Source organism: Sungkyunkwania multivorans (assembly GCF_042675645.1).
Classification (GTDB): domain Bacteria; phylum Bacteroidota; class Bacteroidia; order Flavobacteriales; family Flavobacteriaceae; genus Sungkyunkwania; species Sungkyunkwania multivorans.
Map to the genome: position 1 here is coordinate 292,126 of NZ_JBHTJH010000017.1, position 20,781 is coordinate 312,906.

At 42.3% G+C, this 20,781-nt stretch carries 23 protein-coding genes; 2 read left to right on the top strand and 21 right to left on the bottom strand.

Going from position 1 to position 20,781, the window contains the following annotated elements:
* Window positions 1-89: 89 nt before the first annotated feature.
* The gene (gene dprA, locus ACFQ1M_RS12740; RefSeq protein WP_386408786.1) at window positions 90-1,193 is read right to left on the bottom strand and encodes a DNA-processing protein DprA; all 1,104 of its coding nucleotides are present in this window, start codon (window positions 1,191-1,193) and stop codon (window positions 90-92) included.
* Window positions 1,194-1,296: 103 nt separating this feature from the next.
* Between dprA and ACFQ1M_RS12745 the strand changes: the two genes are divergently transcribed.
* Window positions 1,297-2,259, top strand: coding sequence for an HU domain-containing protein (locus ACFQ1M_RS12745; protein ID WP_386408788.1), 963 nt, complete (start codon window positions 1,297-1,299; stop codon window positions 2,257-2,259).
* Between the two features lie 107 nt (window positions 2,260-2,366).
* The gene (locus tag ACFQ1M_RS12750; RefSeq protein ID WP_386408790.1) at window positions 2,367-2,882 is read left to right on the top strand and encodes an acyl-CoA thioesterase; all 516 of its coding nucleotides are present in this window, start codon (window positions 2,367-2,369) and stop codon (window positions 2,880-2,882) included.
* Between the two features lie 12 nt (window positions 2,883-2,894).
* On the opposite strand, the gene ACFQ1M_RS12755 is transcribed toward ACFQ1M_RS12750, so the two are convergent.
* From ACFQ1M_RS12755 to porW, 20 genes are all read right to left on the bottom strand, one after another.
* Window positions 2,895-3,404 (bottom strand): OmpH family outer membrane protein, encoded by a 510-nt coding sequence (locus ACFQ1M_RS12755; protein ID WP_386408792.1) that lies wholly within the window; start codon window positions 3,402-3,404, stop codon window positions 2,895-2,897.
* A 180-nt stretch (window positions 3,405-3,584) separates the two neighbouring features.
* The gene (locus ACFQ1M_RS12760; protein WP_386408794.1) at window positions 3,585-4,328 is read right to left on the bottom strand and encodes an FkbM family methyltransferase; all 744 of its coding nucleotides are present in this window, start codon (window positions 4,326-4,328) and stop codon (window positions 3,585-3,587) included.
* 79 nt (window positions 4,329-4,407) lie between these two features.
* On the bottom strand, window positions 4,408-5,652 hold the full coding sequence (locus ACFQ1M_RS12765) for a murein hydrolase activator EnvC family protein (protein ID WP_386408796.1): 1,245 nt from the start codon (window positions 5,650-5,652) through the stop codon (window positions 4,408-4,410).
* A complete protein-coding gene (locus tag ACFQ1M_RS12770) occupies window positions 5,649-6,464 on the bottom strand; it encodes a DUF4292 domain-containing protein (RefSeq protein ID WP_386408798.1) in 816 nt (271 codons plus the stop codon). Before ACFQ1M_RS12770 ends, ACFQ1M_RS12765 begins: the two co-directional genes overlap by 4 nt.
* A complete protein-coding gene (locus ACFQ1M_RS12775; protein ID WP_386408800.1) occupies window positions 6,461-7,414 on the bottom strand; it encodes a tetratricopeptide repeat protein in 954 nt (317 codons plus the stop codon). The genes ACFQ1M_RS12770 and ACFQ1M_RS12775 overlap by 4 nt, the downstream gene beginning before the upstream one ends.
* Window positions 7,415-7,466: 52 nt before the next feature.
* Window positions 7,467-8,477: a sugar phosphate nucleotidyltransferase gene (locus ACFQ1M_RS12780; protein ID WP_386408802.1), complete on the bottom strand. Its 1,011-nt coding sequence runs from the start codon at window positions 8,475-8,477 to the stop codon at window positions 7,467-7,469.
* A 99-nt stretch (window positions 8,478-8,576) separates the two neighbouring features.
* Entirely contained in the window at window positions 8,577-9,011 is a 435-nt protein-coding gene (gene dut, locus ACFQ1M_RS12785) for a dUTP diphosphatase (protein WP_386408804.1), read from the bottom strand.
* Complete coding sequence (locus ACFQ1M_RS12790; protein ID WP_386408806.1) at window positions 9,008-10,435, bottom strand: oligosaccharide flippase family protein; 1,428 nt, start codon at window positions 10,433-10,435, stop codon at window positions 9,008-9,010. The genes dut and ACFQ1M_RS12790 overlap by 4 nt, the downstream gene beginning before the upstream one ends.
* Before the next feature lie 125 nt (window positions 10,436-10,560).
* A complete protein-coding gene (locus ACFQ1M_RS12795; RefSeq protein ID WP_386408807.1) occupies window positions 10,561-11,109 on the bottom strand; it encodes a hypothetical protein in 549 nt (182 codons plus the stop codon).
* A 174-nt stretch (window positions 11,110-11,283) separates the two neighbouring features.
* Window positions 11,284-12,144: an ATP synthase F1 subunit gamma gene (gene atpG, locus ACFQ1M_RS12800; protein WP_386408809.1), complete on the bottom strand. Its 861-nt coding sequence runs from the start codon at window positions 12,142-12,144 to the stop codon at window positions 11,284-11,286.
* A gap of 120 nt (window positions 12,145-12,264) precedes the next feature.
* Window positions 12,265-13,842 (bottom strand): F0F1 ATP synthase subunit alpha, encoded by a 1,578-nt coding sequence (atpA, locus tag ACFQ1M_RS12805; protein WP_386408811.1) that lies wholly within the window; start codon window positions 13,840-13,842, stop codon window positions 12,265-12,267.
* Between the two features lie 10 nt (window positions 13,843-13,852).
* Complete coding sequence (gene atpH, locus ACFQ1M_RS12810; protein WP_386408813.1) at window positions 13,853-14,389, bottom strand: ATP synthase F1 subunit delta; 537 nt, start codon at window positions 14,387-14,389, stop codon at window positions 13,853-13,855.
* A 10-nt stretch (window positions 14,390-14,399) separates the two neighbouring features.
* Window positions 14,400-14,900 carry a F0F1 ATP synthase subunit B gene (locus ACFQ1M_RS12815; protein ID WP_386408815.1) on the bottom strand — a complete coding sequence of 167 codons (501 nt, stop codon included), beginning with the start codon at window positions 14,898-14,900 and terminating at the stop codon, window positions 14,400-14,402.
* Window positions 14,901-14,988: 88 nt separating this feature from the next.
* Window positions 14,989-15,180, bottom strand: a complete 192-nt coding sequence (gene atpE / locus ACFQ1M_RS12820; protein WP_386408817.1) for an ATP synthase F0 subunit C — start codon at window positions 15,178-15,180, stop codon at window positions 14,989-14,991.
* 76 nt (window positions 15,181-15,256) lie between these two features.
* On the bottom strand, window positions 15,257-16,375 hold the full coding sequence (gene atpB / locus ACFQ1M_RS12825; RefSeq protein WP_386408819.1) for a F0F1 ATP synthase subunit A: 1,119 nt from the start codon (window positions 16,373-16,375) through the stop codon (window positions 15,257-15,259).
* A 118-nt stretch (window positions 16,376-16,493) separates the two neighbouring features.
* Window positions 16,494-16,880 carry a hypothetical protein gene (locus ACFQ1M_RS12830; RefSeq protein WP_386408821.1) on the bottom strand — a complete coding sequence of 129 codons (387 nt, stop codon included), beginning with the start codon at window positions 16,878-16,880 and terminating at the stop codon, window positions 16,494-16,496.
* Between the two features lie 4 nt (window positions 16,881-16,884).
* Window positions 16,885-17,103: an AtpZ/AtpI family protein gene (locus ACFQ1M_RS12835; RefSeq protein ID WP_386408823.1), complete on the bottom strand. Its 219-nt coding sequence runs from the start codon at window positions 17,101-17,103 to the stop codon at window positions 16,885-16,887.
* Window positions 17,075-17,491 carry a bactofilin family protein gene (locus tag ACFQ1M_RS12840; protein WP_386408824.1) on the bottom strand — a complete coding sequence of 139 codons (417 nt, stop codon included), beginning with the start codon at window positions 17,489-17,491 and terminating at the stop codon, window positions 17,075-17,077. Before ACFQ1M_RS12840 ends, ACFQ1M_RS12835 begins: the two co-directional genes overlap by 29 nt.
* A 63-nt stretch (window positions 17,492-17,554) precedes the next feature.
* Complete coding sequence (locus ACFQ1M_RS12845; protein ID WP_386408826.1) at window positions 17,555-17,974, bottom strand: bactofilin family protein; 420 nt, start codon at window positions 17,972-17,974, stop codon at window positions 17,555-17,557.
* A 27-nt stretch (window positions 17,975-18,001) separates the two neighbouring features.
* Entirely contained in the window at window positions 18,002-20,542 is a 2,541-nt protein-coding gene (gene porW / locus ACFQ1M_RS12850) for a type IX secretion system periplasmic lipoprotein PorW/SprE (RefSeq protein WP_386408828.1), read from the bottom strand.
* Window positions 20,543-20,781: the final 239 nt, after the last annotated feature.

Below are 20,781 nucleotides of genomic sequence, written 5' to 3' on the forward strand. Positions count from 1 at the left end.
ACATTTTTTGGGGGTCCTACTAAAGGAGCAAGCTAAACATATTCGATTTAAACAAGAAATATAAGTTGTGATTGCTGTTAAGAGCGTGGTCAAACCAACTCAAATTGTTTCCCAGGAAGTGGCCTTACTATGCCCTTGAGTTCCATAGAAAGCAAATTGGATGCGACAACGTTTGGAGGAAGTTCTGTCTCGAGTGCGATATGATCGAGTAATACTTTCCCCTTATCCTTTACGATCCTAAAGATGGCTTTTTCCTCATTATTTAACTCTACAAATAGCTTTTTTTGGATTGGCAGTGGCTTATTCGATTTCAACTCCCATCCCAGCATATATATCAGGTCCGCCGCCGAGGTAAGGATATGGGCACGTTGATGCTTGATCAAGTTATTGCAGCCTTTGCTGAACTTGTCTGTGGTCCTACCTGGAACGGCAAAGACTTCTCTATCGTATGAATTAGCGATATCCGCCGTCACCAAACTACCTCCCTTTTCTGCTGATTCTATAACAATGGTCGCTTCAGAAAGTCCTGCAATGATTCGATTTCGTTTCAAAAAATTATTCCTATCAAAGCCATCACTGCTCCAAAAATCTGTAACAAATCCTCCATTGCTCTCAATATCGGCAACATACTTTTTATGTACTTTAGGATATATCTGATTTAACCCATGCGCCAAGCATCCTATCGTCTGAAGTTTGTGCTCTAACGCCGCCCTATGAGCAATGATATCCACCCCATAGGCAAAACCCGACACAATTACTGGATTAAGCGGTGCCAATTCCTCTATCAGGTCTTGACAGAAATGCATTCCATAGTTGGTTGCCTGGCGCGTACCAACGATGCTGATGATTCGTTTGTTCTTCAGGTCGATGTTTCCAGACTGAAACAAGAGGATAGGGCCATCGATACAATGCTTTAATCCTTGTGGGTAATCGTTATCTGTGAAGTAAGAGTAGGCTATTTTGTAGTCCCGAATAAAACGCAATTCCTCTTCGGCCGCTTCAAAATGGCTCTTCAAGTGCAGGTCTTTCAGCATGGTCTGCCCAACTCCATTGAGCTTGGCAAGTTGTACTTTCTTATGAGTAAATACTGAACTGGCACTGCCACAATGTGCGATCAATCGTTTAGCGGTAGCGTCTCCAATTTTTGGAACTTTCTGTAGCGCCAAAATAGCAAGCAATTCGTTATCTGTCATGTAAAGTATTGATTTTCAATATAAAAATAACAGAAAATGCAGATGTTAATAAAATATCTATCACAAAATCACTTCGATTTTAAAAAATACTACCTTTGTTTCTATGAGACTTGAAAAGTATATCAGTGACCTCTTATATCGTTACCAATGCGTCACCGTTCCTGAATTTGGTTCATTTTTGACCCATAGAAAGCCAGCGCAGATACATACGATCACCAATGCATTCTACCCACCCTCCAAGGCAATCTCCTTCAATGAACAATTAAAGGCGAACGATGGTCTTTTAGGCAAGTACGTCTCTAAAGCCGAGAACATCTCTTATGAGAAGGCGCTCAAAAAAATTGCCAAGTGTGTGGAACGTTGGAGACAAGCCTTGGAAAATGATGAGCTCGAATTGAAGAATATTGGATCTTTGCGACTAAATGAAGAGGAGAAGATGCAATTTGAGCCTTCACAGCAGGTCAATTTCCTCACTGAATCTTTTGGTCTGGCATCTTTTGTTTCGCTTCCTATTTCTCGTGAGGTAAAAGTGCAAGTGCCTGCTACTACTGTCGAAAGAGAACTGCTTAAAGAAGAGGTGGAGGTATTGGAAGAAACCACCCCGATTGCTTTTACTCCCGAAAAACGAAGCAGACGTCCCTATTTGCAATACGCAGCGGTGGCCGCAATCGCCTTGATGCTAGGAACTTTTGGATACAGCGAGTTAAATTCCTATCAGCAAGAGCAGCAATTGATACAAGAAGAGAAGGCAAAGACCCTTGTAGAACAAAAGGTACAAGAAGCGACCTTTGATATAGGCGCTTTACCATCATTGGAATTGAATGTTGTAAAAGAGGAACCGCATTATCATATTGTCGCAGGTGCTTTTAGAATTGAGGCCAATGCCGACAAGAAAGTGAGACAACTGATCAGAAAGGGATATAATGCCGAACGTATTGGTAAAAATCGTTACAATTTACACCAGGTATCCTACGCCAGTTTCTCCGATCGCCTCGAAGCCTTGAAAGCGCTTCGAAAGATCAAGCGGACGGAAACACGAGATGCATGGCTTCTAGTGACCAAATAAAGGAGCAACCTATACTCTAACGCTTCTTTTCATAGCAGCTATCTTCGGAAGCGATTTTATTGTTTATTTTGAGATGAACAGCGTACTTTTGCAGGAAATTTGTTTATATGCAATCAAAGACGCCTAGCGAATCACGCTCTATAATGACAGATCTGGTCTTGCCGAGTGAGACCAACCCCTTGAACAATCTTTTTGGTGGTGAGCTTTTAGCTCGAATGGATCGTGCAGCGAGTATTTCAGCACGTCGCCATAGCAGAAGAATCGTCGTTACCGCTTCGGTGAATCATGTGGCCTTCAACAGGGCCATTCCTTTGGGCAGTGTTGTTACCGTGGAGGCCAACGTCTCAAGAGCCTTCAAAAGTTCTATGGAGATCTTTATCGACGTTTGGATCGAAGACCGCGAATCTGGTCGACGCACAAAAGCAAATGAGGCTATCTATACTTTCGTTGCAGTAGACGATACGGGAGCACCCGTCAAGGTTCCTGCATTAGTTCCAGAGACCGATCTTGAAAAGGAGCGTTTCGATGCAGCTTTGAGAAGGAAACAATTGAGCCTCGTCCTAGCTGGCAAGATGCAGCCGAAGGACGCTACGGAGCTGAAGGCGTTGTTTATCGATGCTTAATTCCTTTTCCGGCTAGAACCCGAGTTCTCTCTTTACATCGTTGTAGAGGTCTTTCCCATCGGCTAATATAACACCGCCGCCTGGAGAAACATCTAGCACATATAGCAATCCTTGTGCCCTGGCCACTTTGATAACGACATCATTGGCCTTTTTTAGGATTGGCTGATACAATTCGGCCTGCTTCTTTTGTAATTCTTGTGAGGCCGTCTGTCTCGCTTCTCCCAAATTTCTCTCTATGTTCTGAAGCTCAATTGCTCGCTTTTCATTTTCTTCCTGTGTCTTACCAGATGCCTCCGACTCATAAAGTTTGGCCTTTTGCTGAAACTCTTGAAAAGAACTTTGGAGGTCTGCCGTAAAAGTGGTCTCTAACTTTTTAAGTTCGGCCTGAGCGGCTTTCATTTCAGGCATCTCGCTTAGCAATTGTTGAACATTGATGTGACCCACTTTGAACTGCTGAGCAGAAACGATGCTTGGTGCGGTCAATAAAAATAGTAATGCGAACAACGTCTTTAACTGTTTCATGACGGTTAGTTGGTTTATTTGTTTTGACTAAGGTATGACTTATTTTTACTCGGTTAGAAATTCCATTAGATTTCTACGACAATTCTAAAGAAAACCGTAGGCGGCTGTAAAAATCGATAGCCTCAACTTGAAACAATGGCATCGAACCGAAACATGACTTAAATAGGCGCGTTCGAATCCTCATTCCCATCCGCTATATGCTCTTAACTTACTGTTCTTCTTAATAAAAAAGAAATCACCTCCGGTGAGTGCTTTATCATAGGGCCTATAGTGAAGATCAACGATATCGTAGAGACGATAATCTCGTTCGTATAAGAAATCCATCAATTCGTCTACCGAGGTTCTATCGATATAGGCTTCCAAACATCCAAATTCTATTATGAGCAATTCTGCTGATCGGAGTATTTTTTCTGCTCCTTTCAAAGCATTTATCTCATAACCTTGTAAATCTAACTTTACGAGATTGGGTGTTTCGTTATAGACATCGATGAGGGTATCCAAAGGAGCTACTTCGCAACGCAGCGTTTTAGTCGCCGTTCCACGGACATGAGTGCATAGAGAAGAGCCCGTAAGTTCCTTGTCGGCATCTTCCCAAATATTAAGCTCCAAATGTCCGCTGGTTGCTCCCAAGGCTTTCTCGACCACAGTATATTCTAGATCTTGCCCTTTGAGATTCTCTCGAATCTTGGAAAAAACAGTGGGGTTAGGCTCCACAAGGATATACTTGGAATCGGGGAAGATCTTGCTCACCATTTTGGTCCAATTTCCTTTATGTGCTCCACCATCTAGAATTACCGGAGCCTCGAAACCCAGACGCGCCATGTTTTGCAACCTATTCTTTAGTAGAGCACCATCAGCTTTGACAAGGGTATATCCTAATCTACCGAGGAGTTGATTTAGAAATTTTCCAAGTTGTTTCTTCATTTGGAATATAATTGTCTAAGTGACTGTTGAGCGGCCTAACTCTACGCTACCAACCTGACCTCAAATTTAGAATAAATGATCACATCTTATAGATCCATCCTGCGGGGTCTTGTGGAGAAGTGTTCTTAAAGATACTAAACTTTAATACTGTCTTTCCGCTGGAATTATTGGTGAAGACCTCTCCGATCTCTTCATTGGTAGCCACCTTATCACCTTTTTTAACGTATATCTTCGAAAGATTCCGATAGATGGTAATATAATTTCCGTGACGGATCATCACCCAAGGGTTTGCACCTTTTACACTAGCAACTTTAGAGACCTCTCCTTCGAAAACCGCTTTGGCCTTAGCTCCTTTTGAGGTTGTGATTTCAACTCCATTGCTATTCTTGGTGGCCGTCTTAACGATAGGGTGCGGATGTTTACCAAATTTAAAAGTGACCACGCCCTCTTTTACTGGCCACGGAAGTTTCCCTTTGTTTGCTGTAAAATTATCTGCCAACGCTTTCGCCGCCGGAGTGAGGGCAAAGCTTTTACTGTTTCCAGATTTTCCTGCTTTCTTATTGGCCTCTGCAATGGCCTCCTTGATCAAGCGGTCAATTTCTCTATCGATCCTTGCCTCTTCAGCCTCTTTTTCTCTGATCTGAGCGGCATACACGCCTTCTTTGCTTTTTAGTGCTGCGATGAGTCCTTGCAATTGCGAACGTTCCTTCTGAAGCTTCTTCTGCTCTTTTCGATTCTCTGCAACCAGTGCCTCTTTCTCTTTCTTCTGTACCAATAATTGTTGATTCAACTTTTGTAGGTCGGCAGTCTTGGTCTGTATCGCCTCTCCTTGGCTTTTTCGATAAGCAGCATACTGCTTCATATACTCCATTCGCTTATATGCTTGAAGAAAGTTTTCAGAAGAGAGCAAGAACATCACCCTACTCTTGTTAGACTTACTTCGATATGATCGTTGAATCATTTTGGCGTAGTCTTCCTTCAGTAGTTTTAGCTCTTCACGCAATCTTGAAATATTCTTTTGGTTGCTTCCTATCTGCCTAATTAGATAATTGGCTTGCTGGTTGGTCACCTTGATCAGTTCTTGGCGCACACGGATCTTTTGGTCAAGATCCTCAACCTCTGACAGTGCAGATTTCTTTTCGGACTGATTAGTAAATAACAGCTTGTTTATTTGCTCGATCTCCTTTTGAAGCTCTCTACGTCTGGATTCGAGTTTTCGCTGCTTTGCACTTTGGGCGATCATGTCATTGGAAACGAGTATCATCGCTAACAAAAGCAGAGACCTACCTACATACCTTATATGTCTCAGTGATAATTTGGTCATTTGACGGCTATTTCATCATAACCTTTTGGAATCTTGAATGGAAAAGACAACTTCTCGTTAAACTTTACACTGCGATAATCGATCTCTATACGTGTCATATTGCTGCCATCTAGCGATTCGACCAAGATCTCTTTTGGAAGAATTCGCCCTTGAATATCTTGATAGCTCGGATAACTCACTCTGACCCTTCTGTTTTCCTCGGGCTGTTCTAAGCGTTGTTCACTCATTTTGAAGTGCAATGGTTCTAGCTTAAACATCCTATTGAAGAGCGCCATTTCCTTCTCGGGCATCAAAACATAGTTTTTAGTGTCCGAGTCGCTGTCGAAACGTTCTTTCCGCAGGTCAAATATCGCCTGTCCCAGCAATAGATTCTGAACCTTTTCGAAATCCAGATCGGTTCCGACCACTTCGCTTAAAAAAGAAAAATCACCATCGAAGAACGTTTTGTTCACCTTTTCGTAAAAGCTCACACGGTCCTTGGTGATCATTACTTTTGCGACTGGAATTAATACTGAAGCGCTCAGCCATATCACCTCATCCTTTTCCATTCTAAGGTTGACACTGATGCTTTGCGATTGCCGTTGATCTTCATACCTAGCCTTGACCTTAGCAGTGATTGTTGTGAAGTCGATCTGATTCTTGTAATGATTTTTAACGATTTTCTTTGTCGTCAAAGGTTGTAAGGTTCCTTTGGCAGTAATGGCCTTGTTTGCTCCGCAGCCAGCAATGAGCACAATGGTCATGGCAAGGATAGTCAGCTGCCCGCAAAAGATAAGTATCCTTGAGCTGAACAGATCTATGTGTTTTTTCATTGAATCCTTTTCTTGGTTTTTTCGGCTTTTCTCAAATATTGCCTTGCATTCTTCTGGTCATTGATTCCTTGATAAGCGAAGCTCAGTTCTTCATAGAATTGCACTTCCATTTTTGGATCGTCAATGATATAATCTAAACCCGATTCTAACGAAAATATTGCTTTGCGAAATTCTCCTTTTCTATTCAATGCCCACCCATTGTAATAATACAATCTTGGTTGTGAAGGGTAAAGTGAAAGCCCAGTATTACTTTTTTGAAGTGCTTCTCGATAATTCTCATTTTCTCTCAACTCGCTCAATCGATTCATAAAGGTATCCAATTCACTTCGGTTCTCTGATGATCGAGTCGAAATAGAAGGGCCATTTTTACTTACCTCGGTAAAGCCTCGAAGTTTGTTCACTTGAAAGCGAAGTGCATCTCTGGATTGGCTTTTACCATAGGTGTCATCTAGTTCTTGTAGCAATTTCAGAGCTGTATCGTAATCCTTAGTTCTCAAGTATAATCGAGCCAAACTCTCTTTGAACCTCGGGTTCATCGCAACGACCTGCTTTCCTAATTCGGCGGCTTTGGCCAGATTGCCCGTCGCGACCTGTAGTTTGTAATATCCTCTAAGAAACCACTCGTTCTCTGGTTCCTTTAAGACAGCGGCATGCAGAAATTCTTCTGCCTCTTCATATTTCTTGCTGTTCAAATAGTTTTTTCCCAGCTCATAGTCCAATATAGGATTGTTAGGATCCAACTTTTTACATTTGTAGAGTGATGCAATTGCCTTATCATAGTTCTCAATACCTTTTTGTTTGAGAGCTTCAAAGAAATGTTCTTGAAATTCATCTGAATAATCTTCAAGTGTAAGCTCAGCACTTTCCAGGTCTTGTGACCATAAATTAGGCTGCGTCGCAAAAAAGGCGAAAATGATTATCGTGGCGTATGTCTTAACTTTGATCAGCATGCGTGCGTTTCATTCGCTCAAAAAACGAATTCTATGGGACAAAAATCAATAATTATTCCAAAACGGAATAATCTCCGATGCTTATAGAGGTAAAATTGCCATCGAAACTGGCATGATTCCCTATCATAGCGTTGTCTAAGGTAGCATTTTTTATGATCACTTCGGTTTGGATTAGGCTGTTTTTAACAGTTGAATCCAAGACCTTTGAATTATTTCCCAAGGATACGTTGGGTCCGATAGTCGTATTTTTAAGTTCTACATTGTCACCGATATAGCATGGGGGTATGATCTTGGCATTGTCCAAGCGCACCGATTTTGAGACAAGTGCCTCTCCATCTTCGTGGAGGAAATGAAGCATTCTGGTATTGGTTTCGACCGTTACTGCCTTGTTTCCGCAATCCATCCATTCATCTACCTTACCTGGAACAAAACGCGCACCTTTGTCTTGCATCCCCTTGATGCCGTCGTTGATCTGATACTCTCCACCATGAATGATATTGTGATCCAATACATATTGTAATTCATCCTTCAACTTAGAAACATCCTTAAAATAGTAGATTCCGATCACCGCTAGATCAGATACGAATTCCTGTGGTTTTTCTACCAGACCGACGATCTCGTTTTGATCGTTGAGTTCTACCACCCCAAAGGCACTAGGGTCTTCGACCTGCTTCACCCACATTACGGCATCGGCATCAGGGTCCAATGTAAAATCTGCTCTGAATAGGGTATCGGCATAAGCGATCACGGCCGGACCTTCTAAGGAATCTTTTGCACACATGATCGCATGACCTGTTCCTAGCGGTTTATCTTGATAGTAGATAGTTCCTATGGCACCTAATGCATTTGCAATGGCTTTTAGATCTTCTTCTACTTTCTCGCCAAAATCTTCTCCGATAACAAAAGCTACCTCCTCGATCTTTTGGCCGATGACTTTTGCAATATCCTCTACCAATCGATGCACGATAGGTTTGCCAGCGATCGGGATCAGAGGTTTTGGCGTTGTCAATGTATGTGGGCGCAACCGCGATCCGCGGCCTGCCATTGGAACGATTATTTTCATTATACTTCCTTTTGTCATTCCTGCGAAAGCAGGAATCTATTTCACTTTGTTATTCTAAATTCATTTGGATTCCTGCTTTCGCAGGAATGACAGGACGCTCTAGCGGGTCCCGGTACTTCCAAATCCTCCTGCTCCCCTCTCGGTGGCAGAAAGTTCTTCGACCGCTACCCAACTCGCACGTTCGTGTTTGGCAATGACCATTTGTGCGATACGCTCACCATTTTCGATAGTGAATGTTTCCTTGGACAGATTCACGAGGATCACCCCTACTTCTCCACGATAATCGGCATCGATGGTGCCTGGTGCATTTAAAACGGTAATTCCTTTTTTTGCTGCAAGTCCACTTCTTGGGCGTACCTGAGCCTCAAATCCGATAGGCAATTCCAGAAATAGCCCTGTCGGCACGATCGCTCTTTCCATGGGGGCTAAAGAAATCGATTTTTCTAGATTTGCACGTAGGTCCATCCCAGCCGAAGCTTCGGTCTCATAATGAGGTAACTGATGTTGTGATCTATTGATTATCTTGATGGTCATCTTTTTATAATTCTGATTAATTCCCTTCTTTCAGCAAAGAAAATAACGCTCAAAAATACGAAAACAAACAACGTATTCATCAGGTATTGCCCTCTTAAATAGTGGAACGAAACAGCGCTCATCAGCACGGCGATCAATAGGTACAAAGCTATGCGCTTTAGGTCATAGGGAACTGGATAATGTTTTCTTCCCAAGAGGTATGAAATGATCATCATACCACCGTAGGCAGCCAGGGTGGCCCAGGCCGAAGCCATGAACCCCAAAACCGGGATCATCACCACATTGAATACAACCGTCACTATGGCTCCCATGATCGAGATGTACATTCCGTAACGCGTCTTATCCGTGAGCTTATACCAGATGGACAAATTGTGGTAAATCCCTAAGCATAGATTTGCCAAGAGTACGATCGGCACAATGGCTATGGCTTTCCAGAAGGATTCGTCTCTTACGATAAGCGGTTTTAGCCAATCTAGATATGCAACGATTCCCAATAACATTATACTTCCTGTGATCACAAAATATTTGAGAATGATCGCATAGGTTTCTTTTGCATTCTTCTCTTTTGCATGGTTGAAGAAAAAGGGTTCCGCGCCTAATCTAAATGCCTGAATAAAGATGGTCATAAAGACCGCCAACTTGTAACAGCCCGCATAGGCTCCCATGGTATCTTCATCGATCATGTCTTTGATCAGGAGCTTATCGAGATTCTCATTGATCACAAAGGCGAGGCCCGCTACCATGATTGGCAATCCATACTTGATAAGTTCTCTGAAAATAGCTGTCTGAAAAACAAGTTCTGTTCTAATGATATAGGGAGTCACCAATAGGAAGGTAAAGGCACTTGCCGCCAAATTGGCGATAAAAATATACTGCACTAAATGTTCGGGCTCGTAGAATGAAAATTCCCAAGAGAATTTTGGGATCGCCCATAAAAAAAAGAAATTCAAGAGTACATAGATCACTATGTTCGCAATCTTAATGCTTGCGAACTTTATGGGACGATTGGTCGCTCTCAAATAGGCAAATGGCGCTACCACAAGGGTATCCAATACAAGAACTCCTAGCAAATAATTAAAGTAGTCTAAACGCAGACCCACCATATCAGCTATCTGCCCGTTGAATGACCACACTGTGGCCAAAAAGATCAAGGTTGTTACCGTTAGACTTATAAGTACCGTGCTGTATACTCTCTTTTGATCCTGGTGCTTGCTAAAGAATCTAAAGAATGCCGTTTCCATTCCATAGGTAAGCAATACGTTGAAGAATGCGGCATATACATAAAAGGTGGTATTCTCCGAATAGCTTACAGTACCCAATTTTTCGGTATGGAGAGGTACCAGAATAAAGTTCATCAGTCTTGGCAATACAGTTGCCAATCCATAAATGACGGTATCTTTTAGAAAGCGTTTTAGTGCACTCAATTACTGAGAAGTATTTTAAGCAAACTACTTCGAGGCACGCCTCGGAGCGTTCAAATCTCGATTATCGAGTAAATGTAGAAAAAATAGCGCGGGGATTAAACCCCGCGCTTACAAAACTTGATGTTCTATTGTTTTAGCTTTTGTTCATCCGATCCTTTTGGTGCCATCGGATAACTCTGCATCTCCCTTTGAACGATTCCCTCTACTTTGAAATATTTGGTGGCCCCGTCCTCTTTATAGCTGATCACGCATTCGTCCACGGCCATTTTGAAGGGCATCTCCTCCTTTATCTTTGGCGGTTGGTTGCCAACTTCCTTTTTGGGGTCTTCGTGAAGGATCAGATCTCTTTCAGAATTGCTGCCATCATCAAAATGCGCCGTCAAAAGATAACCCTCACCTGCCTTTTTGAAGTACAGGTTGGTCGTTTTCAATCCTCTAAAAAAGGCAGCCTCAAGCGTAAATTTACTCTCTTCGGCTACTGGAATGAATAATTGATACCCTGCCCCACCGCCTTTGATACCAGCTACCCATTGTTGACAATAGGCTTGGCCTTCCTTGATGGCAAGGGGAGCCTTCTTTTCGAGTTTCAAGTCTTGGGCACTTCCGCATTGTGAAAAACTAGCCATAAATAAGGGAATGGTGATGATCGTGAATATACTTTTCAATGTTTTCATCTTTTCTGCTTTTTATAAAAGTACAAAAACAAGAGTTGTGCCAAAAAGAAAACCCCGCTTCGATTGAAACGGGGTTTATATTGTATGGATTCCTGCCTGCGCAGGAATGACAATCTAATTATGAATTGTTGAGTGCCTCCGCACCCGATGAATCTGACTGCGCTGTCGCTTCGTCTAATTGTTGAGTGCCTCCGCACCACCAACAATTTCTAAGATCTCATTGGTAATCGCAGCTTGACGTGCTTTGTTGTACGTTAGAGTCAACTCGTCTCTAAGTACCCCAGCATTATCCGTTGCCTTGTGCATCGCGGTCATTCTAGCGCCATGCTCGGAAGCAAACGAATCTCTCACACCTTTGTATAACTGTGTCTTAAGCGATTTTGGAATTAAGGTCTCTACGATCTCCTCTTTCGAAGGTTCAAAAATATAATCGGCAGATACATTGCTATCGCTTTCTTTTGCTACGATCGGCAAGAACTGTTCTGCCTGGACCAGTTGCGTGGCAGCGTTCTTAAATTGATTGTACACCAGATCAATTCTGTCATAGGCCCCATCGACAAATAGGTCCATCAGGTTTTGTGCGATGAGCGCAACGTTGTCAAAGGTGAGGTCATCAAATACCTGATTGTTATTCTCTACAACAGTAAAGGTTTTTGATAGGATATCATTTCCTTTCTTTCCGATGGTAACAATATCGACCTGCTTTCCAGCATACTTCTCAGAAGCCAAGCGATTGGTCTCTTTGATGATGTTGGAATTGAAAGCACCACAAAGTCCACGATTGGATGTGATCGCGACGATCAATACCTTGTTTACCTCGCGTTGCTCTGCAAACTTGCTTCCGCTATCGCCTTCGAGTGTTTCACTCAAATTCTGCAATAATTCTGTCAACTTATTTGCATAAGGGCGCATGGCGGTGATAGCATCCTGTGCTTTTTTCAACTTAGCAGCCGATACCATTTTCATGGCACTGGTGATCTGCATCGTTGACTTTACCGAAGCTATCCTATTGCGTATTTCCTTTAAGTTTGCCATTTGGCTTATCTTTTTTGTCATTCCTGCAGAGGCAGGAATCTCTTAAACATTACGAGTAATATGATCAGATTCCCGCTTTTGTCTGCCGACAGGCAGGCTCGCGGGAATGACAAGTCCGTTCTATTTATACTTTGCAGCAAGGTCTTTACAAACGGAAGTCAAGGTTTCTGTGACTTCGTCTGTCAATTTACCCGCTTTAAGCGTATCAAGCACATCTCTGTGTTTCGCGTTCAAGAACTCGAGATAGTCTCTTTCGAATTCCTTCACCTTTTCTACAGGAACGTCTCTCAACAAGTTTTTAGAACCTGCATAGATGATCGCCACCTGGTCTTCAACTGTAAACGGATCGTTCTGTGCTTGTTTTAGGATCTCTACGTTACGTTTTCCTTTTTCGATAACATTCAAGGTGGCAGCATCAAGGTCAGAACCGAATTTAGCAAAGGCTTCCAATTCGCGGAACTGTGCCTGGTCTAACTTAAGCGTACCTGCAACTTTCTTCATCGACTTGATCTGCGCAGAACCTCCAACACGAGATACCGAGATACCCACGTTGATCGCTGGACGCACCCCAGAGTTAAAAAGGTCAGACTCCAAGAAGATCTGTCCATCCGTAATGGAAATTACGTTGGTAGGAATATATGCAGAAACGTCACCCGCCTGCGTTTCGATAATTGGAAGTGCTGTTAGCGATCCTCCTCCTTTTACGATAGGTTTCAAGCTATCTGGAAGATCGTTCATTCCTTTTGCGATGTCATCATCGTTGATCACTTTTGCAGCACGCTCTAGCAATCTTGAGTGCAAGTAGAACACGTCTCCCGGATATGCTTCACGTCCTGGAGGACGACGAAGTAACAAAGATACCTCACGGTAGGCAACTGCTTGCTTGGAGAGGTCATCATAGATGATCAATGCCGGACGACCTGTATCACGGAAATACTCTCCGATCGCAGCCCCTGCAAACGGTGCATATACTTGCATAGGTGCAGGGTCGGATGCATTTGCGGCAACGATAGTCGTGTATGCCAAGGCTCCTTTATCTTCAAGCGTCTTGGCAATACCTGCAACGGTCGAAGCCTTTTGCCCGATCGCTACATAGATACAATATACTGGTTCACCAGCATCGTAAAATTCTTTCTGATTTAGAATGGTATCGATACAAACTGTTGTCTTACCAGTCTGACGGTCGCCAATTACAAGCTCACGCTGTCCTCTTCCGATCGGAATCATCGCATCTACCGATTTGATCCCTGTTTGAAGCGGCTCGTTCACTGGCTGACGGAAGATCACCCCTGGCGCTTTACGCTCTAGTGGCATCTCATAAAGTTCGCCACCGATAGGTCCTTTACCATCGATCGGGTTTCCAAGTGTATCAACTACACGTCCTACCATTTCCTCTCCTACCTTGATAGAAGCGATTCGTTGTGTACGTTTTACAGTATCTCCTTCTTTGATCTCTTTAGAAGGACCTAGTAATACAATACCAACGTTGTCTTCTTCTAGGTTCAAAACGATACCTTCCATCCCGTTATCGAACTCCACAAGCTCTCCATACTGAGCGTTAGAAAGTCCGTAGGCACGTGCGATACCATCTCCTACTTGTAGTACGGTTCCAACTTCGTTGAGTGAAGCTCCTGCCTCAAATCCTGAAAGTTGTTTTTTTAATATTGCTGATACTTCAGCCGGTTTAACTTCAGCCATTTTTTAAACTTTAGTTATTTATGAATTCTCTCTTCAAATTATTCAGTTTGCCAGCGATGCTAGCGTTGTATTGTAAGTCTCCCACACGAAGGATAAAACCTCCAATGATGCTTTCGTCTATCTTGTTTTCGACAGTCACCTCGCTACCGGTCAATTCCATCACTTTTGCCAGCACTTTTTTCTCTAGGCTGCCAGAAAGTGGCACCGCTGTAGTAACTACGGCAGTTTCTTTACCTTTTTCGGTCTCATAGAGTGCGTGGTATTTTTCAGCTACAATTGCTAGAATACCGATTCGTTTGTTTTCTATCAAAACATCGATTAGTCCGTCGGTGGTTGCGTTCACCTTTGCAAAAACCTCCTTCAAGATCGATTTTTTAAGCTCGTTCTTAATGGTTGGGTTTTGTAAAGCATCCTTCAACTCCTCATTTTCCGCTATGGTATTCTTAATGCTAAGCATGTCTTCATTGACAGCGTCGGCGACTTTCTGCTCCTTTGCCAATGATAGAATTGCCTTGGCGTATCGTATTGCGGCTCTTGTTCCTGTCATGTTTCAGTGCTTAATTTAAGGTAACGTCACCCAACATCTTCTCTACAAGCTTTTCTTGCTTGCTCTTATCCGCCAACTCCTCAGTCAACACTTTCTCTGCGATCTCCACAGAAAGTGTCGCTACCTGATTCTTCAATTCTGCAACTGCAGCTTGCTTCTCACTTTCGATAGCGGCTTGTGCCTGCTTGATCATTTTATTGGCCTCTACACCAGCCTGTTCCTTTGCGTCAGAGATCATTTGTTCTTTGATCTCTCTGGCTTCCTTTAACATCGCCTCGCGTTCAGCTCTTGCCTCTTTCAGAAGTTTGTCATTGTCCGCTTGAAGATTCTGCATTTCCTTCTTGGCATTCTCTGCAGATTGCAATGCATTCTTGATGCCTTCCTCTCTTTCGTTGACCGCATTCAAGATCGGTTTCCATGCATACTTTCTAAGTAAGAAGAGTAAGAGTATGAAAAGCAATGTCTGCCAGAAAAAGAGTCCGAGTGAGAATTCGTTGATTAATTTTTCCATTTACGTAGCTATATAAAAAACAATGTTCAATTTTTGTTTGAAGCTTAGCTGCAACCAACCGTTGCAGCTAAGCTTCGATTTGGTTTGATTATCCTGCGAAGATCGCAGCAAAACCAATACCTTCAATAAGCGCCGCTGCAATAAGCATTGCTGTTTGAATCTTTCCGTAAGACTCAGGCTGGCGAGCGATAGCTTCCATAGCTTTCCCACCAATTTGACCGATACCGATACCAACACCGATAACTGCTAAACCTGCACCAATAATAGTTGGAATTGTCATAATAGTATATATAATTAATAATTAAACATTCAAATTTAGATTCCTGCCTTCGCAGGAATGACAAAAACGAAATTTCCTAATGTGCTTCTTCGTGGCTGTGTTCTTCAGAAGCAAAGCCAAAGTACAGCGCCGATAACATCGTAAAGATGTAGGCCTGCAACAATGCTACCAATAATTCTATCAGTGAAATCGCAAAGGATAGTCCGAATGATAGTGGACCACCGATCCAGTTTTGGAATATATAGATCAATCCGATCAAGCTACCCAATACAATATGTCCCGCCTGCATGTTTGCGTATAAACGAATAAGCAGTGCAAATGGCTTGATGAATATTCCTAATATCTCGATTGGAATTAGGATGATATATAGCGGTATTTTGGCGATCCACGGCATACTATCGCCCAATGGATCGAAAATGTGTTTCCAGTAATCCTTGGTTCCTGTAAAGTTCGTCAAGAAAAATGTGAACAACGCCAAGGACAAGGTGATCGCAATGTTTCCAGTAACGTTGATCCCCAGCGGCGTAAGTCCAAAAAGGTTGAGAAACCATACGAAGAAAAACACCGTAAGTAAGAAAGGCATGTATTTCACGTATTTTTTCTCGCCGATATTAGGAATAGCGATCTCGTCTCTTATATATAGCACGATCGGTTCGAAAAATCTTCCAGCTCCAGTTGCGATACCTCCGTTTTTATCATAGCTCTTACCGAGGCTTCTAAACAGGAAGAACATCAACAAGCCTGTAATGATGATCATAAAGACGTTCTTGGTGATTGAGAGATCCAAGGGCATTGCATTCGTTGGGTGATCGCCGTGTTCCTCATCATACTTGAGCGTACCATTTGCATCGGTCTCATAGATCTTGCTGTGGTGTAATGCGAAGTACTTTCCGTCTGATTCTACCACTTCCTCACCGTGATGGAATTTACTCGAAGGAAACACATGTAATCCATCGGACCAGAGGATCACTGGGAGTGGAAATCCCACATAGTGATGCTCACCGTCGTCGCCAGTATATGAGAACAAGCTAAAGTCGTGAGAGTCTAAGTTGTGATGCTTTACATATTCAGAAACTACCTTCTTTCTTCCTTCTTTGGTTTCACCTTTTCCTTGAACATCATCTTTTCCGAAAGAGATGAAAGAAACCAACATCAGTAAAATTGTCAGTGTTTTTGCGGTAACTTTTCTTTGCATATTACTAGAATAACAGTGGCTTTAAAAACGGTGCAAAGGTATGTTTTTAAATGAAAAACAAAAACAATTTTGATCGTTTATTTCATGTTGATAAAATTGGGGAGGGAATTGGTATTTATCAACCAATTTTTTTGAGTAGTTGGGCTGCTCCAACCGTTTCTATCAAAAGACTAATGAGGTATGGAACGAAAAAGGTGAAGAATTCGATCTTCTCCATATTTCCATCCGCTTTATAAAGTGGGTAAAATACGGTGAAGAAGATCAAAAACTTGAAAAAGCTTCCCGCTATGAATAAGAATCCCAATTGCATTTTGAATCGTTCCTTGAAAACGAACAAGATGCCCAGGATACCTGCCGCTAGCAAACCATTTAATAAATAAGAAAGTACAATATTATTGTCAAGTAATGGTCTTTCAAGATGATGTAAGGCCGTTAGGTGAATCCCAAAGGTCAGTCCAAGCAGGAGAATCAATGACAAAACGATTTTGACAAACAATGCTTTCATGTCATTACTTTTCTAATCTTTTGAGTTGTAACAACACGGCATATATCGCCACGCCCATCCCCACCAAGGTAGTGATGATAAGATATAGATTTTCGCCATTGTTATATGTGACATCTAGCCATTTACCCAGTCTTACAAACAGATATATGGTGATGCCCATTTGTAGGGCGATCCCGGTAAGTGCAATAAATTTGTTAAGCTGTCTTTTCGGCTTTTTGTTCATTTACGGCATTTAGTGGCATTACTCCATCAGCCTTCATGGTACAATTGGCATTAAAAGCAGCTCCAACCTCGACAGAAAGCTTATTGATGACCACCTCGCCTTTGATATTGGCTGTGCTCTTCAATGACAGCATTTGCGAGACAAATAGCTCGCCAGAGAATCTGCCTTCGATATCCGCATTGGTACACTCTATTTTACCTTGAATGGTTCCTGTGCTTCCAATAACGACCTTGCCAGAAGTTTTGATGTTTCCGTTAAATTCTCCATCGACTCTAAAGTCGGCTTCCGAGATGATATCTCCTGTGATTGAAGTTCCTTTTGCAATACGATTGCAGAGTCCGTAGCTGGAGCCGGCTTCTGTACCTTTGTTTTTTCTTTCTGAAAACATGACTAAGTTTGGGATTTGGGTTAATTTAATTCGGGTAGGTATCCGATTTTTTAATTATTATCTTTATGCAGTCTTTTCTGCTTTTTTCGTTTCCTGTGTTTTTATGGGCTTTATTTCTCCTGCGTTACCACTCATCGTACAAGATGCATTGAACGTAGCGCCGGGTTCTACAGCAAGTTTTGCCACCGTAACGCTACCCTCTATGTAGGCGGATGACTTTAATGTGAGGACATTGCTCACGAAGAGTTCGCCTGACATCTTTCCCTCGATATCGGCGCTTTTACATTCCACTTTTCCTTTGATAAGGCCCTCTTTGCCAATGACCACTTTTCCTTGGGTCTTGACGCTTCCTTCTAATTCTCCATCAATTCGAAGATCGGCACTAGAGATCATATCTCCAATGATCTTGGTTTTGCTTCCAATTCTGTTGGGTTGGCCTTCAGTGTCAGTCGATGTTTTTCCTTTCTTATTTTCTGAAAACATTCGTTGTGGTTTTAGGGGAAATTACAATTATTTTATCAATTCGTCCATGTTTTTATGGACTTGAATCACTTTATAATTGGAAGACAAAGCTACAAAATATTCATTATCAACCAAATAATCTTTATTCGTGTTTAAAAGTTCGGCAAATCCCGCTGCAAATTCGGGCGTTTTGAAGCCATGGACGACGACAAATATCTTGTCTCTATCATACACATCCACAGATACCGAGTTGTTACGATATACCAATTCCTTTAGCGCACGCTCTATGGTTTCCTTTAATTTGGCGCGTTCTTCCAACCGTTCTCCTTTCTTAAATGGATACACCAATTTTGCCAATCCGAGTGAATCTTTTTTCAAGGTCTTATTGGCCAACCCTGCCAAAGCAGAGGCAACTCTTGTCTGGGCTTCCTTGCCTTCGGGATTGTTTGGATAGGTCAATGCCACCTGATTCAATGCGTTCTTATAGGCCTCAAAACCATCAAGCCTACCTATTGCGGTAGCTTTTAACAACTCGAACTTGGGTACGATCTCCAAGCCATTATACTTGGTGATGTATTCATCGGCAAGTACGATGACCTTTTCATACTCCTGTTTTTCAAAGGCTCTATATAATTGTGCATATCTCGTTTCTGGACTATCCGAATCCGAATCGTCATTTATCAGCTCTGGATTTTTTAGGATCTCTGCGTATCTCGAATCGGGATGATTCTTAATGATATCGTCTTTTACCGCCAGCGCCGCTTCACTTCCTTTAACTTGGTAGATCTTATACAAGGTATATTTAGATGGAAGGATCAACCGTTGCTCTGGGTCGCTATCTAACAACGTTTGAAGCCTAGCGATCGCCAGATCGTATTCTTTGAACTTTTCTTTATAGATGATCCCTAGCTGATAAAGGGCGAAATTTCGATCTTTGACCAAGCTGTCTAAAACAACTGCATCGGTGGGTGTTCTTTCCGCATAATATTCTACTTTATAGAATTCTTCTTTATCGATGGCCTTCTCTTCCTTGGTCTCTTCCTCCGCAAGATCTGCCTCCAATGAAGTGGTATTTTTAGAGACCCTCCAATTGTCCTCTAGCGGGCGATCTCCCCATATTTTAACGAACTCATTCTTTCCATAGGCGGCTGTTACCGTATTATAGAAGTAAAATTCTTGGCTTGCCTTTCGCCCACCACTTTTCTTCTTGTTGAAAAACTCATCATCCTGAAACTCGTCTTTTTTCTTTGCGGCCTCCTCTGCTAATTTTTTGGCCTCCTCTGCAGCCTTTAGATCAGCGATGAGCCCTTCGAAGTAAAGCATCCTTTCGGCCTCTGGCATGTTCGCCACCCTTAAAATACTATCGTTCTTGAAAACGATTCTTTCGTAATCGATGACATCTTGAAGATTATCTCGTTTTTTCTTCAAGAGGCGATATTTTTTTGTTCGTTGGTCCAAATTGGACAAAGTGCTGTCGATGTACAATCCGGCCGTTGCATAATTAAGTGAATCAAATTGTACCTGGGCTAGATCCTCATAATTCAGCGCTTTCAAAAATCGATCGGTACTGCCTTTTATATTCAATGACCTATTCCAAAAATGCACCGCAGCCTCCACGGAATCTTGTTTCTGATAGAATCTCGCAAATTCTCGATATATCTTATCCAAATACGGACGGTTCTCACGATCCTTCTCAAGATCGAGAAGGGTCTCTAGCTGCTCTTCAGGCGATATTCCAGATGCCTCAAAATTCTTCGCTTTTTCCACATGGGCATTGATCAAATAATTTCGTGAGGTCTTTCTATTGAGGTCGATCACCTTGTCAAAGGCCATATTGGCCGTGTCCTTGTGCCCTAATTCGTTATACAATTGTCCGATGATGAAGTAATAGCGCCCTCGTTCCTCATTACTTTTGGTCATTTTCGCTGCCACCTTTAGATGATTGATGGCCGTATCCTTATTCTTCAGATTGAGATAGGCTTGCGCCATAATGGCTCTAGCATCGGCATAGTCTTGATCCTTGATATCCTCTTCATACCTAAGGAGATTCTGAAGATTTTCGATAGCCACCTCTTCATTTTCAAGTCTGATATTGGTCTTCTCTCGCCAAACTCGGGCCTGGGCAATGATGTCGCTATCGGGATATTTTCGGATGATGTAGTTAAAAGCCTCTAAAGCGGGAAGAAATCGTTGGTCGTAGTAGCGCGCTTTCCCAAGAAGAAAATACGCCTCGTCTATCTGCGGATTTCGCTGACGATTTTTGATGTCCATGGAATGCTTTTGGATGGCCTTTACCGACTTTTCCTCTGCACGTTCAAAGTTGGGATTTTTGGCCTGGCCTGGAAGAATGATCGATTCTTGCAATTCTAACCGTTCTACTGGTAATACTTCCCAGTAGTTGTCTTTATAAGAGGCGACCAGTTGCTCGCGGCCATCGGCAAGCGCTTCCTTGCCATTGTGTAGCACGTTGAACTTGGTGGTGACCGCATGAAAGTTTCGATTGATAAACTTGTCTTTTTTGGTAGAGCAGCCTACCAGAACGATTGCCACAAATGCTACGGCTATTAAGCTATATAGAGATTTCTTCAAGGCGCAATGAGAATTATGTATTAGTGTAACTAAAAAGTCCCATTTTTAGTATACATGAAATAAAAAAATCGGTTAAATATACTATTCTTTATGCATATTCCAGTATTAGCACCATCGAGCTTAAAGAATATAACGATTTTAGCCTAAAAAATTATTGTATGCTCATTGCCAATAACACGATTAAACCTTCGCTATTCTAAAGATTTAATGATGTTACTTTGATTGATATTCTTGTGCCC

What these genes read in the sequence shown, in the direction of transcription:
- dprA (WP_386408786.1), bottom strand. Translation starts at nt 1,193, where the DNA reads ATGACAGATAACGAATTGCTTGCTATTTTGGCGCTACAGAAAGTTCCA.
- ACFQ1M_RS12745 (WP_386408788.1), top strand. Translation starts at nt 1,297, where the DNA reads ATGAGACTTGAAAAGTATATCAGTGACCTCTTATATCGTTACCAATGC.
- ACFQ1M_RS12750 (WP_386408790.1), top strand. Translation starts at nt 2,367, where the DNA reads ATGCAATCAAAGACGCCTAGCGAATCACGCTCTATAATGACAGATCTG.
- ACFQ1M_RS12755 (WP_386408792.1), bottom strand. Translation starts at nt 3,404, where the DNA reads ATGAAACAGTTAAAGACGTTGTTCGCATTACTATTTTTATTGACCGCA.
- ACFQ1M_RS12760 (WP_386408794.1), bottom strand. Translation starts at nt 4,328, where the DNA reads ATGAAGAAACAACTTGGAAAATTTCTAAATCAACTCCTCGGTAGATTA.
- ACFQ1M_RS12765 (WP_386408796.1), bottom strand. Translation starts at nt 5,652, where the DNA reads ATGACCAAATTATCACTGAGACATATAAGGTATGTAGGTAGGTCTCTG.
- ACFQ1M_RS12770 (WP_386408798.1), bottom strand. Translation starts at nt 6,464, where the DNA reads ATGAAAAAACACATAGATCTGTTCAGCTCAAGGATACTTATCTTTTGC.
- ACFQ1M_RS12775 (WP_386408800.1), bottom strand. Translation starts at nt 7,414, where the DNA reads ATGCTGATCAAAGTTAAGACATACGCCACGATAATCATTTTCGCCTTT.
- ACFQ1M_RS12780 (WP_386408802.1), bottom strand. Translation starts at nt 8,477, where the DNA reads ATGAAAATAATCGTTCCAATGGCAGGCCGCGGATCGCGGTTGCGCCCA.
- dut (WP_386408804.1), bottom strand. Translation starts at nt 9,011, where the DNA reads ATGACCATCAAGATAATCAATAGATCACAACATCAGTTACCTCATTAT.
- ACFQ1M_RS12795 (WP_386408807.1), bottom strand. Translation starts at nt 11,109, where the DNA reads ATGAAAACATTGAAAAGTATATTCACGATCATCACCATTCCCTTATTT.
- atpG (WP_386408809.1), bottom strand. Translation starts at nt 12,144, where the DNA reads ATGGCAAACTTAAAGGAAATACGCAATAGGATAGCTTCGGTAAAGTCA.
- atpA (WP_386408811.1), bottom strand. Translation starts at nt 13,842, where the DNA reads ATGGCTGAAGTTAAACCGGCTGAAGTATCAGCAATATTAAAAAAACAA.
- atpH (WP_386408813.1), bottom strand. Translation starts at nt 14,389, where the DNA reads ATGACAGGAACAAGAGCCGCAATACGATACGCCAAGGCAATTCTATCA.
- ACFQ1M_RS12815 (WP_386408815.1), bottom strand. Translation starts at nt 14,900, where the DNA reads ATGGAAAAATTAATCAACGAATTCTCACTCGGACTCTTTTTCTGGCAG.
- atpE (WP_386408817.1), bottom strand. Translation starts at nt 15,180, where the DNA reads ATGACAATTCCAACTATTATTGGTGCAGGTTTAGCAGTTATCGGTGTT.
- atpB (WP_386408819.1), bottom strand. Translation starts at nt 16,375, where the DNA reads ATGCAAAGAAAAGTTACCGCAAAAACACTGACAATTTTACTGATGTTG.
- ACFQ1M_RS12830 (WP_386408821.1), bottom strand. Translation starts at nt 16,880, where the DNA reads ATGAAAGCATTGTTTGTCAAAATCGTTTTGTCATTGATTCTCCTGCTT.
- ACFQ1M_RS12835 (WP_386408823.1), bottom strand. Translation starts at nt 17,103, where the DNA reads ATGAACAAAAAGCCGAAAAGACAGCTTAACAAATTTATTGCACTTACC.
- ACFQ1M_RS12840 (WP_386408824.1), bottom strand. Translation starts at nt 17,491, where the DNA reads ATGTTTTCAGAAAGAAAAAACAAAGGTACAGAAGCCGGCTCCAGCTAC.
- ACFQ1M_RS12845 (WP_386408826.1), bottom strand. Translation starts at nt 17,974, where the DNA reads ATGTTTTCAGAAAATAAGAAAGGAAAAACATCGACTGACACTGAAGGC.